9 protein-coding genes are annotated in these 12,732 nt (G+C 60.6%); 2 read left to right on the forward strand and 7 right to left on the reverse strand.

What is annotated here, in order from left to right; translation table 11 throughout:
• Positions 1 to 57: 57 nt before the first annotated feature.
• From HYPDE_RS07055 to HYPDE_RS07070, 4 genes are all read right to left on the reverse strand, one after another.
• A complete protein-coding gene (locus HYPDE_RS07055; RefSeq protein ID WP_015597722.1) occupies positions 58 to 561 on the reverse strand; it encodes a hypothetical protein in 504 nt (167 codons plus the stop codon).
• Positions 562 to 699: 138 nt separating this feature from the next.
• Complete coding sequence (locus HYPDE_RS07060; protein ID WP_015597723.1) at positions 700 to 1,878, reverse strand: vWA domain-containing protein; 1,179 nt, start codon at positions 1,876 to 1,878, stop codon at positions 700 to 702.
• 119 nt (positions 1,879 to 1,997) lie between these two features.
• A complete protein-coding gene (locus tag HYPDE_RS07065; protein WP_041320977.1) occupies positions 1,998 to 3,326 on the reverse strand; it encodes a porin in 1,329 nt (442 codons plus the stop codon).
• Positions 3,327 to 3,730: 404 nt separating this feature from the next.
• The gene (locus HYPDE_RS07070) at positions 3,731 to 5,062 is read right to left on the reverse strand and encodes a porin (protein ID WP_041320126.1); all 1,332 of its coding nucleotides are present in this window, start codon (positions 5,060 to 5,062) and stop codon (positions 3,731 to 3,733) included.
• 776 nt (positions 5,063 to 5,838) lie between these two features.
• Between HYPDE_RS07070 and HYPDE_RS07075 the strand changes: the two genes are divergently transcribed.
• Both HYPDE_RS07075 and mdoH read left to right on the forward strand, forming a co-directional pair.
• Entirely contained in the window at positions 5,839 to 7,398 is a 1,560-nt protein-coding gene (locus HYPDE_RS07075) for a glucan biosynthesis protein (RefSeq protein ID WP_015597726.1), read from the forward strand.
• Positions 7,399 to 7,445: 47 nt separating this feature from the next.
• Positions 7,446 to 9,356 carry a glucans biosynthesis glucosyltransferase MdoH gene (gene mdoH / locus HYPDE_RS07080; RefSeq protein ID WP_244437797.1) on the forward strand — a complete coding sequence of 637 codons (1,911 nt, stop codon included), beginning with the start codon at positions 7,446 to 7,448 and terminating at the stop codon, positions 9,354 to 9,356.
• A 16-nt stretch (positions 9,357 to 9,372) separates the two neighbouring features.
• Here the strand turns inward: mdoH and HYPDE_RS07085 are convergent, their stop codons facing one another.
• The 3 genes from HYPDE_RS07085 to HYPDE_RS07095 form a co-directional block, all read right to left on the reverse strand.
• On the reverse strand, positions 9,373 to 10,410 hold the full coding sequence (locus tag HYPDE_RS07085) for a YcjF family protein (protein WP_015597728.1): 1,038 nt from the start codon (positions 10,408 to 10,410) through the stop codon (positions 9,373 to 9,375).
• Positions 10,407 to 11,855, reverse strand: a complete 1,449-nt coding sequence (locus HYPDE_RS07090; protein WP_015597729.1) for a YcjX family protein — start codon at positions 11,853 to 11,855, stop codon at positions 10,407 to 10,409. The genes HYPDE_RS07085 and HYPDE_RS07090 overlap by 4 nt, the downstream gene beginning before the upstream one ends.
• Before the next feature lie 329 nt (positions 11,856 to 12,184).
• Positions 12,185 to 12,682, reverse strand: a complete 498-nt coding sequence (locus tag HYPDE_RS07095; protein ID WP_015597730.1) for a hypothetical protein — start codon at positions 12,680 to 12,682, stop codon at positions 12,185 to 12,187.
• Positions 12,683 to 12,732 lie beyond the last annotated feature (50 nt).

The raw sequence follows: 12,732 nt of genomic DNA on the forward strand, positions 1-12,732 counted from the left end.
ATCCGGATCGACGGACTGGAGCGAAGCGGTGTCACCGAGCAGGAAACCGCACGCAGATTACTGCATCATCTGCTGCATGTTGGCGCCATGGCCATCAGGCGACGGCTGTCCCCAGCCTCCAAACAGGCTGTCGTCTTCAACCGGCTCAGGCGGCGAAGGCGTATAGTCGCCCGCCAGATGCCGGTTCAATGCCAGTTTGATCTTGGCTGTCTTTTCCGACGTGCAATAGTCTGGCTTGTCGACGAGAGCCTTCGAGACTGTGTTGAAGGACGCATCGTAGATTTGCGTGAGCTTGGGCAGATCGGCCGGGTTGCCCGCGGATTGAGTCGTCAGAAAACTTGTCTTTAGCTTTGCGGGATCGAAATTATAACCGCACTTGATCGCGCGGGCAGACGTTGCGGCAACGTCCATCGTGCGCGTCGCGGGATCGTTGTCGCGGTCGATCGGCGTTTCAGTCTTGGCGCCGAAGAGCGAGCCCGTCGACAGTTTCGGCAGGCTGGCGCCGCAGCCGCCGAGGCTCGCTGCCGCCAAGCCCACGAATAGCATCCGTGCGATCTGCATCTGGGAATGTCCCCGTCCCCCCAATCCACCATGACATGGCGCAGGTCAAAGGCCCGGTCAACCTCCACGGCCGATTTCCCTAAGTGCTTTGCACCGCATTAACTCAACGTGAGCACCCGTTGCGAACGGCATGATGCGTCAACGCATCAGTTCGCGCATGGCGGCGTCGAGGCCTTCGAGCGTCAAGGGGTACATGCGGCCGCTGAGCAACGTCCGAACCATGTCGATCGAGGGAGTCCAATTCCAATGGCGCTGATCGATCGGATTGAGCCAAACCGCGTGCTTGTAGATGTCGGTGATGCGGTTGAGCCAGAGCGCACCCGACTCTTCGTTCATATGTTCGACGGACCCGCCCGGGACCGTGATTTCGTAAGGGCTCATCGATGCGTCGCCGATGAAGATCACCTTGTAGTCGGCGGGGTAGGTATTGAGCACCTGCCACGTTGCTGTCCTGTCGGTATAGCGCCGCGCGTTGTCCTTCCAGACGCTCTCGTAGAGGCAGTTATGAAAGTAGAAGTACTCAAGGTGCTTGAATTCCGAGCGCGCCGCCGAGAACAGCTCCTCGACCTCCTTGACGTGATCGTCCATCGATCCGCCGATATCGAAGAACATCAGCAGCTTTACCGCGTTGTGGCGTTCGGCCCGCATGCGGACGTCGAGATAGCCTTTTTCGGCGGTGCCGCGGATCGTGCCGTCGAGATCGAGTTCGGACGCGGCGCCGGTGCGGGCAAACTGGCGCAGGCGGCGCAGCGCGACCTTGATCGTGCGCGTGCCGATTTCTGCGGTGCCGTCGAGATCCCTGAACTCGCGCTTGTCCCAGACCTTGATCGCGCGCCTGTGCCGGCTCTCATGCTGGCCGATGCGGATACCGGCGGGGTTATAGCCATAAGCGCCGAAGGGTGACGTGCCGCCCGTGCCGATCCATTTATTGCCGCCCTGATGGCGTTCCTTCTGCTCGGCGAGGCGCTTCTTCAATTCCTCCATGATCTTGTCCCAGCCGCCGAGCTCGGCGATACGCTTCTTATCCTCGTCGGAAAAAAGATGCAGCGTGCTGATGCGACGGAGCCAGTCCTCGGGGATCTCGGCCTCGATCGCTTCGCTCGTCAATTCGAGGCCCTTGAAGACGTGACCGAAGACCTGGTCGAAGCGGTCGAGGTTGCGCTCGTCCTTCACCAGGGCGGCACGCGAGAGATAGTAGAAATCTTCGACGCGTGTGCCGGCCGCGCCCGCCGCGACGGCTTCGAGCAGCGTCAGATATTCCTTGAGCGTGACAGGGATTTTGGCCGAGCGCAGCTCGGTGAAAAACGTCTCGAACATGGAGGGGAGTGTAGCGCAACATAAGGATCGAGCAACGCGGCGGGATAACGGACGAGCGTCACGCAAAAAAGAAGCCGCCCGGTGAAGGGCGGCTTCCGTATTCGTGGTTTCCGATCGGATTAGAAGTTGATCAGAGCACCGGCGGTGACTTCGTTGAAGTTGTCCGTTCCGAAGCCAGTCTCGCTGTTAGTCTCGACGCCACTGAAGCTGGCGTCGATGTTGCGATACTTCAGCCACAGAGACATTGCAGCAGCATCGATTTCCTGGACCACGCCGACGCCCCACAGCCGTGCCGACGAGCTGTCGTAAAAGGTAACACCGCCGCCCGTGTCGGTAACCGGTCCGGTAAACGCAGTGCCGTTACGGTTCTCGATGTGCTCGTACTCGCCGTAAAGAACGGTGTGGCCGAGCGGGTTCCAACGCTGACGGATACCGGCCTTGCCGTACCAGGTGTCGTTGCTCCGGGCGTCGCCCCAGTGATCGCCACCGTAGTTCAGGTGGCCATAGGCACCGTAGGCGAACAAGCCGGTCGGCACATGCTCAGCGTAGGCGCCGATCTGGAAGTATCCGGTATCGATTGGCTGAAGGGTGTTGCCCGCCGGGAAGAAGGCGTTCGTGTTGTGATTGTCCGACGTCTGGCTATACGCCGCAGCGATAGAAACCTTCACGCTGTTCCATTCACCCGCGTAACGAGCAGCGACATCCCAGAAATCGTCTTCACCCCACGAAGCCGACACCGAGAAGCCGCCGAAGGTCGGCGAGTCGTAACGGACCGAGTTCGTCGGAAGGCCGTTGACGTCACCCCAGACACCGGCGCCGGCCCACGCGAGATTGGTAAGAGCACCGTTATCCCGACGCACGAAGAACGAGAAGAAGTCGAAGGGCACCCAGTTGGCCGGCACGAGCGAACCCGAACCGTCGACCAGGATGGCCGTGTTGTCCGACGCCTGCGACTGCTTACCAACCGACACCTTGCCGAGCTGGTCGCTCTTGATGAACCAGAACGACTGCAACGTGCTGACGCCATTGGTTGCCGTGCTGCCCGAGAGCAGGACTGCGTTCGGACCGTCGGCAACGTCTTGGCTCGTCGTTAACGAGTCGGAGCCGATGGCTTCCAAGTGCAGCACGTAACCGGCCGTCCAGCCGGGCATGATCTGCGCCTGGCCGGTGAACATCACGTGACTGGCGAGCGTCGAGCCGAGGTCCGTCACATAGACGTTCGATTCGCTGCCGTCATCCCACCAGGTGACCTGCTGGCCGACCCAGCCGGACACCGTCAGCGAAACCTTGCGGTTGCCCTTGCGCGCCGTCGTAGCTTCGAGTTCCGCGATGCGTTCCTCGAGGTCTGCGCAGCAATTGCCGCCCAGGTCCGCAGCAGAGGCACTCGTGGCGAACCCGCCAGCGAGGACGCCTGCAGCGACCAGAGCGCCTAGCCTATATTTCATCATTCTACCTTCTCCCGTCTTCATCACTTCTAGTGGTGGACGCGGTACTTGGCGTTTCGCCGTAATGTCGACTGCGCGACTACGCAGCCCACGGCGGTACACCTGCCAAGTGACTTCGCCGCTTGCGGGGGAAGCTCTGTGATTCGCCCCTTTGCAACAATTACGGTTTGCAAATTCGGCGCGACGAATCCTGCGTTGTGGCGGGAGGGCAACTAAGAGCAGCCGGGAGAAGGGGCCGCAATCCTATGCTAATCCGTTGATTTCTTTGGATTTGTGACGATTGCGTGGAAAGTGTACTGACGAAATGGGTTTTCCACGCATCACATGAGAACAACCTGTGCAAGACGCAAAAGAAAAGGCCGCCTCGAAAGGCGGCCTTAACTTTTTTCGATTTGTCGAGGCCCAGATCAGAAGTTGATCAGAGCACCGAAGGTGACTTCCTGGAAGTTGTCCGTTCCGAAGCCAGTCTCGCTGTTAGTCTCGACGCCACTGAAGCTGGCGTCGATGTTGCGATACTTCAGCCACAGAGACATGGCAGCGGCATCGATTTCCTGGACCGCGCCGACGCCCCACAGCCGTGCCGACGAGCTGTCGTAAAAGGTAACACCGCCGCCCGTGTCGGTAACCGGTCCGGTAAACGCAGTGCCGTTACGGTTCTCGATGTGCTCGTACTCGCCGTAAAGAACGGTGTGGCCGAGCGGGTTCCAACGCTGACGGATACCGGCCTTGCCGTACCAGGTGTCGTTGCTCCGGGCGTCGCCCCAGTGATCGCCACCGTAGTTCAGGTGGCCATAGGCACCGTAGGCGAACAAGCCGGTCGGCACATGCTCAGCGTAGGCGCCGATCTGGAAGTATCCGGTATCGATTGGCTGAAGGGTGTTGCCCGCCGGGAAGAAGGCGTTCGTGTTGTGATTGTCCGACGTCTGGCTATACGCCGCAGCAACTGCGACCTTGAAGTCGTGCCATTCACCCGCGTAACGAGCAGCGACATCCCAGAAATCGTCTTCACCCCACGAAGCCGACACCGAGAAGCCACCGAAGGTCGGAGAGTCGTAACGGACCGAGTTCGTCGGAAGGCCGTTGACGTCACCCCAGGTACCGGCGCCGGCCCACGCGAGATTGGTAAGAGCACCGTTATCCCGACGCACGAAGAACGAGAAGAAGTCGAAGGGCACCCAGTTGGCCGGCACGAGCGAACCCGAACCGTCGACCAGGATGGCCGTGTTGTCCGACGCCTGCGACTGCTTACCGACCGACACCTTGCCGAGCTGGTCGCTCTTGATGAACCAGAACGACTGCAACGTGCTGACGCCATTGGTTGCCGTGCTGCCCGAGAGCAGGACTGCGTTCGGACCGTCGGCAACGTCTTGGCTCGTCGTTAACGAGTCGGAGCCGATGGCTTCCAAGTGCAGCACGTAACCGGCCGTCCAGCCGGGCAGAATCTGCGCCTGGCCGGTGAACTTCACGTGGCTGGCGAGCGTCGAGCCGAGATCCGTCACGTAGACGTTCGAGTCGCTGCCGTCATCCCACCACGTCACCTGCTGGCCGACCCAGCCGGACACCGTCAGCGAGACCTTGCGGTTGCCCTTGCGTGCCGTCGTAGCTTCGAGTTCCGCGATGCGTTCCTCGAGGTCTGCGCAGCAGTTCCCCCCGAGGTCGGCTGCCGATGCGCTGCTGACTGACATCCCGCCTGCCAGCAGGCCTGCCGCCACCAGGGCACTCAGACTATACTTGCTCATGAACCTACTCCCGTCTGCTTTGACTTGAGGAATGACGGACGGAACGGAACTGTTCAGCCCAGCACTCTTCTTATGCGATGTTATTTTGTTAACCCGTCCTCAAACCCGTCTTCTGCGGTCCACGGGTTGCCCCCCGAATCACCGCTCAGGGCAATGTTTAAAGCAGATTAGATTCGTGGGTGAAATAGCTTTGACGAAAGTGTCTGTGGAATCGCCTAGCTTTGTGACACAAAAGTCACGAGCAGATGGAGCCGCCACAGGCAGACGAGATGTTGCGGATTAGCTGCAAGCCCGAAATGCGGGCGTTCCAATATCGTCGATCACGTGGTCGTCGACGGCCTGCAGAGTCGTGCCGCTACGCCGTCATCCGAGATGGAAGGGCGATGCGCAGCTTTGGATAAAGCGTCTCTATAAGAATGCCAAGAGGATAACGACGAGCGCGGCGGCATGCGTCAGCACGACCATCATCGGCCGCATTGCGTAAGCCGCAAGCATGAAGTGTTAGTGAAACGCAGCATGAAAGCGATCGGCCTGACTGAAGCTCCAACAATACCGGTCCTGCATCGCATCGATTCTATACCAGACCATCATACCAGACCGTCCGCCGGCATCGAATATTGGAGTTGACGGGAAAGTCACACCCGCGAAGATCGGACGTGGAAAATCTGCCACAATCGTCGTTTAGCAAATTCGTGGTTGCTATTTGGTGCGCGCCTGGCGGGAGCGTACACCTGACCCGAAAAACGCTTACCGCTAAGGCCAGCAGAATATCGGACATGACAGGCAAATTACTCGATCGGCGGTCGGTTCTTGGGCAGGCCGCAATGGGAACCCTTGCGCTGGCGGCGGCGAAATTTGCCACGACCGCAGGCATTGCCGAAGCGGCAGGGGAGACGCCGTCGCAGCCAACCCCGTTCAATGCAACGAACGTCAATGCCGAGGCGAAGCGTCTCGCCGACCAACCGTTCGCCAAGCCGACCCTCGACCTGCCGCCGCCCTTCAATAAACTCAACTACGACCAATATCGCGATATCCGATTTCGACCGGAAAAGGCGATCTGGAGGGGCGAGCATCTCAACTTCGAAATTCAACCCTTCGCGATGGGCTGGCTTTACGATATGCCCGTCGACCTGTGGGTCGTCGACAATGGGGCCGCCTCCCGCCTTGTCGCCAATGGCAAACTTTTTACCTTCGGACCTCTGATCGGCCCGGGTCCCGAAGATGCGCCGTACGGCTTCTCCGGATTTCGCATACACGGACCCATCAATCGCTCCGACTATTTCGACGAGTACGCCGTATTTCAAGGCGCAAGCTATCTGCGCGCCGTCGGCCGGGGGCAAGGCTACGGTGCCTCGGCGCGCGGGCTGGCTCTCAATACGGCGCGCCCCGGTGGCGAAGAATTCCCGTTCTTTCGGACATTCTGGCTTGAAAAACCAAAGCCGGGTGCAACCCAGATCACGATTTATGCGTTGCTGGATAGTCAGTCGACGACCGGGGCGTACCGGTTCGTCATCGAACCGGGAGAGACGACCGTTATGGATGTGTCGGTGACGCTGTATCCCCGCGCCACGCTTCCCCATGTCGGAATCGCGCCTTTGACGAGCATGTTTCTCTATGGAAACGCGACGCCGCGTCGTTCGAAGGATTTCCGCCCGGAAGTTCACGACAGCGAAGGCCTGGCAATCGTCAATGGCGGGGATGAGCGCTTATGGCGTCCGCTGAATAATCCGAAAACACTGCAAGTCAGTGCCTTCATGGACAATGACCCGAGAGGCTTCGGATTGTGGCAGCGTGACCGTACGTTCCGCAGCTACGAGGATCTCGAAGCTCATTATGAGCAGAGGCCGAGCGTCTGGGTGCAACCCAAGGGACAGTGGGGCGAAGGATTTATCGAGCTGGTCGAAATCCCGGTCGAGAACGAAATTCACGACAATGTCGTCGCCTATTGGCATCCGTCGAAGGAGTTAGCTCCCGGAGGGCCGCACGTTTTCAACTACAGGCTTTTCTGGGGCAGGGACGTTCCCGCCTCGTGGTCGGGTGCGCGCGTCGCTAAGACGCGTATCGGTGGCGGCAAAAAACCCGAGAACGTGCTTTTTGTCATCGATTTGACAGGTCCTTCGGTCAAAGATGCGAAGGATTTGCCCGTGGCTGACGTTTCGGCGAGTGTCGGCCGGATTTCAAATGTCGTCGTGCAACGCAATCTTGAGATTTCCGGTGTTCGAGTGACGTTCGAGCTGACGCCCGGCGACGCCGAACTCGTCGAGTTGCGGTGCGTTTTGAAAGCTGGCGATCAGGCGGTTTCGGAGACTTGGCTTTATCGATGGACGAAGCCGTAAACGAAAATTTCAAAGGCCAAATCCCCCGAAACCCGGCGCAGCCACCCGTGGCACGCGACGCGGGACCTTGGTGGCATTTGCCGTCACCTGCACCGCTCGATATGCCGGAGCAGGACTTCGGTGAGCGCGTCGCTCTTGTCGGCGAGCCGCGGCGGCGCGGCTACTGGGTGCCTCGCACGGCGATCTTCGCGGGTGCCGCGGCGCTGACGGCAGCATTTGCTCACGAACTCTTCAGCATCCTGGCGTTCGTCGTGATTACGCCGGTGCAGTTCCTGTTTCTCATCCTGTCGACGATTGCATTCGGCTGGATTGCCGTCGGCAGCCTGAGCGCGGCTCTCGGCTTCCTGCCGTTATTCGCGGGCGAGCGCCCCGACACGATCGATCCGCCGCCGCCGACAGATCCGCTCACGTCGCGCATTGCGCTGCTCTTTCCCGTTTATCACGAGGAGCCGACCAGGATCGCCGGCGCGATCGAAGCCATGGCGCGCGAACTCGAGGCTCTTGGGCGTTCCGGGAATTTCGACGTCTTCGTTCTTTCCGACACGCGCGGAGACGACGATGGCGGCCGTGAAGCCGACGTCTATCGGGCGCTTGCGCAGGAAATCAAGTCCGTCCTTCCCGTCTACTATCGTCGGCGGTTGCAGAATACGGCCCGCAAAGCGGGCAACATCGCCGACTGGGTCAGTCGTTTTGGCGCCGGCTACGACACCTTCGTCATTCTCGACGGCGACAGCGTGATGGACGGCCGTACGCTCGTTTCGCTGGCACTTGCGATGGAGGCCGACCCGAAGGCCGGCCTCATTCAGACCGTTCCCCGTATTGCAGGTGGCGAGACATTGCTGCAGCGGCTGCAACAGTTCGCCTGCAATACCTACGGACCAGCGGTTTCTGCCGGCTTAGCATTCTGGCATCGCGACCAGGGCAACTACTGGGGCCACAACGCCATCATCCGCACGGCGGCGTTCGCCTCGGCTGCAGGGCTTCCCGACCTCCCCGGTCGCAAGCCGTTCGGCGGTCACATCATGAGCCACGACTTCGTCGAAGCGGTCCTGCTGCAGCGCGCCGGCTATGGCGTGCACATGATGCCCTCGCTCGAAGGGTCCTATGAAGGCATGCCGCCGAACATCATTGATATCGTGGCGCGCGACCGACGGTGGGCGCAGGGAAACCTTCAGCACCTCGCAATCGTATCGCAACCCGGCCTGACCCCAATGGGACGTCTGCATCTCGGCATGGGCGCGGCCTCCTACCTCATCTCGGCAGTCTGGGCGTTGTCGCTGGTAGTCGGCATGATCTTGGCGCTGCAAGGCCAGCAGATGATCCCGAGCTATTTCCGCGATGCCAAGACACTGTTTCCAATCTGGCCGATTATCGATCCCGGCGCTGCGCTCCGGCTTTTTCTCGCGACGCTGGTCGTCGTGCTCCTGCCGAAGTTTTTAGGGCTTATCCTCGCCTGGAAGGAAGCGCGCGCCCGGAATGACTTTTTCGGTGCCGTGCGTGTGACCATCGGCGTCTTCATCGAGACGATCTACTCGATGCTGATCGCGCCGATCTTCATGCTGACGCAAACAGTCGGCGCTGCGGAAATTCTAGCGGGGCTCGATTCCGGCTGGAAGCCGCAGAATCGAGATGACGGCGTGCTGTCGTTCGACGATGCGATGTGGTTCTCGCGCTGGCATACCCTGATCGGCTTGATCGCGGGCATCATCGCGTGGACGGTATCGCCGGGGCTTCTGGCGTGGATGGCGCCAGTCATTCTCGGCCTTGTGCTGGCCGGGCCGGTCAGCTGGATAACGTCGCTCAAAGCCGGGGCGATCGAGCGTTGGGCGCTGGCAACGAACGTCGACCTTTCGCCGCCGGCCGTTCTAATCGATGCGGGGCACCGGGCGAGCAACTGGGCGCGCCGCGCTGCAACGCCGGGCGGTCTTAGCATGCAGCCCGAAGCGGCCGCAGCCTAGACGCGCGACGGCAGTGCTAGGCTTTGTCGGCTTTCTCCGAACCTCTGAGCGAGCGCACAAGCTCGCTGAAGATTTCGCGCACCCGCAAAGGCTCGGCATCGAGGTAAGGCAGGGGGCGCGTCACCTCGACCGCAACGACTCCAAGGCGCGCCGTCAACGCTCCATTGAAGGCCCCCTCGCCAAGGCGGCGGGATAATCTACGAAGAACGTCCTGTCCTACGAACTGACCGAGAAGATCGTCCGTCATTGCGATGCCGCCGGTCGCGATCACATGCGCGACGACGAGGCGGGCGAGACGCAAGGCTCCGAGCACGCCCGGCCGGCCGCCATACAACCCGGCAATCGAACGGAACATTCTGATGTTCTCGACAAGCACAAACCCCATCGCGACCCACATGATCGGCGACAATGCCGAGACTGTTGCGACACGCTTGCCGGATTTCAGAATGACGCGCCGGGCTTCGCCGTCGATGGGGTGCAGCAATTCGCGGTCGGCAAGGCGAAGCAGCTCGTTAGGCTCGAGAACGTCGCCTAGATGATCCCTTACGCGAGCCAGTCCCCAGGCCAGATCGGCCCGGCCGCGATAATGGGCAAGCAAAGCATTGACCGCCGCGCGTTCGCTTGCGCGATCGGGTTTTGCGGTCGCCGTTTTGACCAACGCTCGAAGTTTGGCAAGCCGGGCAAGCCGTCGAAATCCGATCAATTCCCTGAGCACGATGCCAATCAAAGCGACGATAATGATCGACATCAGCCCGAATGCCAGCCAGCCCACCCAATCCTGGCGTTCGAGCGCAACCGAGACGAAGCGGGCGAACCAGAGCCCCGCGGCCAACGATGCCAGCGCGGCCATCGCGGATAAAAGGATGCCGCCGAAGCGGAATCCGCGATTGATGTCGGTGACTGTCAAATGACGTGATTGCACCCGCGCCGCTCGCCGTGCGGTGACTGCACCGATACCTCTCGCAACGTCATTACCTTCGGTCTCGACGACGATGTCGTCGGGTTTGAAGACGCGCGGTTTGCGCGGCGGCGGGACATCGTTCTCGAAGGTCATGCGAGATAATCCGAAATGAGGAAATCGAGCGCACGATCCAGTCTGATATGCGGGAATGCGGCAGGCTTTCCATCGGGAAGCGTATCGATAAGCTTTGGTGGCGCAAACCGAACAAGCTCAAGAGAAGCCGTTTTCACGCTTCGCGCGGCGCTCAGCGCGGCTTCAGGGTCGATCGGCAGGTCGCCTGGAAAAATTGCGGCTTCCGTTTTGCCGTTGAAAGTCACCCCGCCGATCGTTTCGCCGTTGATCGGCATCCCGCGCAGGCAGGGCAGGATCTCGCTTCCGTGTTTCGCGGTCGTCTCGCGTGTGGCGCGCAATGCCGCCATGGCAAGCGCGCTGACCCCAGCGCCCTCAGTTTCGGCGCGCGAGATTGCCTCGTCGACGATGAGTTTCAGGATTGCTTCCAGGCGATCGTGGCTCGAAGCGGGCAAATGATCGGCCTTCGTAGCGGCGAAAAGAACACGATCGATCTTGCGTCCGATGATCAGTGAAAGCCAGGAATTGGCGCCGGGGCGAAAGGCCTTCATGATCGCGGTCATCGCGCGTTCGAGGTCGCCGACGGCGTCGGCGCCGCGGTTCAAGGCGCCGAGGACGTCGACAAGCACGATCTGGCGGTCGAGACGGGCGAAATGCTCGTTGAAGAACGGTTTGACGACGGTCGATTTATAACTCTCGAAGCGGCGCATCATCATTGCGGCGAGGGAAGCGCGTGGCGGGCGTTCGTCGGATGCGAGCGGCATCGGAAAGAACGTCAGCAGCGGCGAGCCTTCGAGGTCGCCGGGAAGGAGGAAGCGTCCGGGCGCGAGTGTCGACTGGGCGCCGCCCTCGCGCACGCGGCGGAGATAATCGGTAAACAGCTTCGCGCCCGTCATCGCGATCTGCTCATCCTCGACGGCCGCAGGATCGGTCCCAGCCAGAAATGACAGAAAGGGTTTTGCGGTATCGGCACGCTCCGGAGCGGCGGCGAGCGCCAGCGCTTCTGTCGAAAAGCCTCGATAATCTTGATCGAGCAGCGGCAGGTCGATCAACCACTCTCCGGGGTAATCGACAATATCGACGTGGAGTTTCGACAGGCCGACCATACGCTTCAGAAGGGACGCCGATTGGTATTCGATTGTAACGCGCAGCTCCGAGATGCGCCGGGTGCTTTCGGGCCACGCGGGCGGTACGGAAAGAAGATCGTTGAGATGCGCCTCGTAGTTGAAGCGCGGAACGCTGTCGTCCGGCTGCGGCTCAAGATAGGCTCGGACGATCCTGTGTTCCGCGTCGGCCGCAAAGAATGGCAGCCGGCCGCCCGATACAAGATTGCGGACGAGCGCCGTGATGAAAACGGTCTTTCCCGCACGCGAGAGTCCCGTGACGCCGAGCCGGACGCAGGGTGTCAGGTAGTTGCCGAGGCGTGTCTGAGCATCTCTGATGAGATCGGAGTAGGTGAGGTCAGTCAAATTGCGCCGCGCGTTATCGCAAAAAAAGGGGCCGGTAGGCTCCCTCTAAGTGGCGCAACTCCACCCGTCCGACAAGGCCGGATCGCGCGGACTTAAGCCATGCGCAGGATTAGCCGTAAAAAATGACGACGACGCCGGCCGCCAACACGACCACCGCCATCAGCATCAAGGCTCCGGAACGAATGAATTCGGACATGGCACGCTCTCCTCGCGCGTCTCGCCACCCATAAGAAGCAGAGCTAACGCATCGTGCTTGAACGAACCCTGACGCGCAGGTTCACACCCCGTTCATGCTAGGCGAGTGAGCAGTGAGGAGAAACGTAGCCTCGTCAGGCGTCGTGCGCCTTCTTGACCTCGAAGACTTCCATGATCCGGCAACCGCGGTGCGGACCATCGACGACGAAGGTCCATTTACCTTCGGTGAAGGTGTCGCACATCTTGACTCCCTTCACGAGGATCCAATGACCTTCTTTGCCCTTGTGGATCGCAAGAATGTAATAAGCCCAGGCGTTCCTCGGCTTCTGCATCCAGGTCCAGAGCGTCGGACGTTCCTTGCGGGCGCGGTGAAGATGGGTCTCCTTCAGCACCATGCGATAGCCGAAATGAGCGAGCGCCGATTCAACTTCGTCAGCATAGGTACCCTTGACGACGGGTTTGCGATGGGGCGGCAGCTCGCGCCCTTCGCGGATCACGTCCTCGATCTTGGAAATGCCGTATCCGGTGATCGCGGAAAGCACGTAGGGACCGCAAAACGCCACGCGTCCGGTGTCGTTGTTCGCGGCATCGAGCCTCGATGCCGGTCTGCCGCTGGAAAGGCGATCGCTCATGTCGCATATGCCCTATACAAGTATGCTGAACGATGCTCGGCCGATACGGT

Origin of the sequence: Hyphomicrobium denitrificans 1NES1, from assembly GCF_000230975.2 — a bacterium.
Taxonomy (GTDB): Bacteria; Pseudomonadota; Alphaproteobacteria; order Rhizobiales; family Hyphomicrobiaceae; genus Hyphomicrobium_B; species Hyphomicrobium_B denitrificans_A.

Excerpts from the sequence above, each read along its gene's own strand:
- HYPDE_RS07055 (WP_015597722.1), bottom strand. The coding sequence starts at position 561 with ATGCAGATCGCACGGATGCTATTCGTGGGCTTGGCGGCAGCGAGCCTC.
- HYPDE_RS07075 (WP_015597726.1), top strand. The coding sequence starts at position 5,839 with ATGACAGGCAAATTACTCGATCGGCGGTCGGTTCTTGGGCAGGCCGCA.
- HYPDE_RS07085 (WP_015597728.1), bottom strand. The coding sequence starts at position 10,410 with ATGACCTTCGAGAACGATGTCCCGCCGCCGCGCAAACCGCGCGTCTTC.
- HYPDE_RS07065 (WP_041320977.1), bottom strand. The coding sequence starts at position 3,326 with ATGATGAAATATAGGCTAGGCGCTCTGGTCGCTGCAGGCGTCCTCGCT.
- HYPDE_RS07060 (WP_015597723.1), bottom strand. The coding sequence starts at position 1,878 with ATGTTCGAGACGTTTTTCACCGAGCTGCGCTCGGCCAAAATCCCTGTC.
- HYPDE_RS07070 (WP_041320126.1), bottom strand. The coding sequence starts at position 5,062 with ATGAGCAAGTATAGTCTGAGTGCCCTGGTGGCGGCAGGCCTGCTGGCA.
- HYPDE_RS07095 (WP_015597730.1), bottom strand. The coding sequence starts at position 12,682 with ATGAGCGATCGCCTTTCCAGCGGCAGACCGGCATCGAGGCTCGATGCC.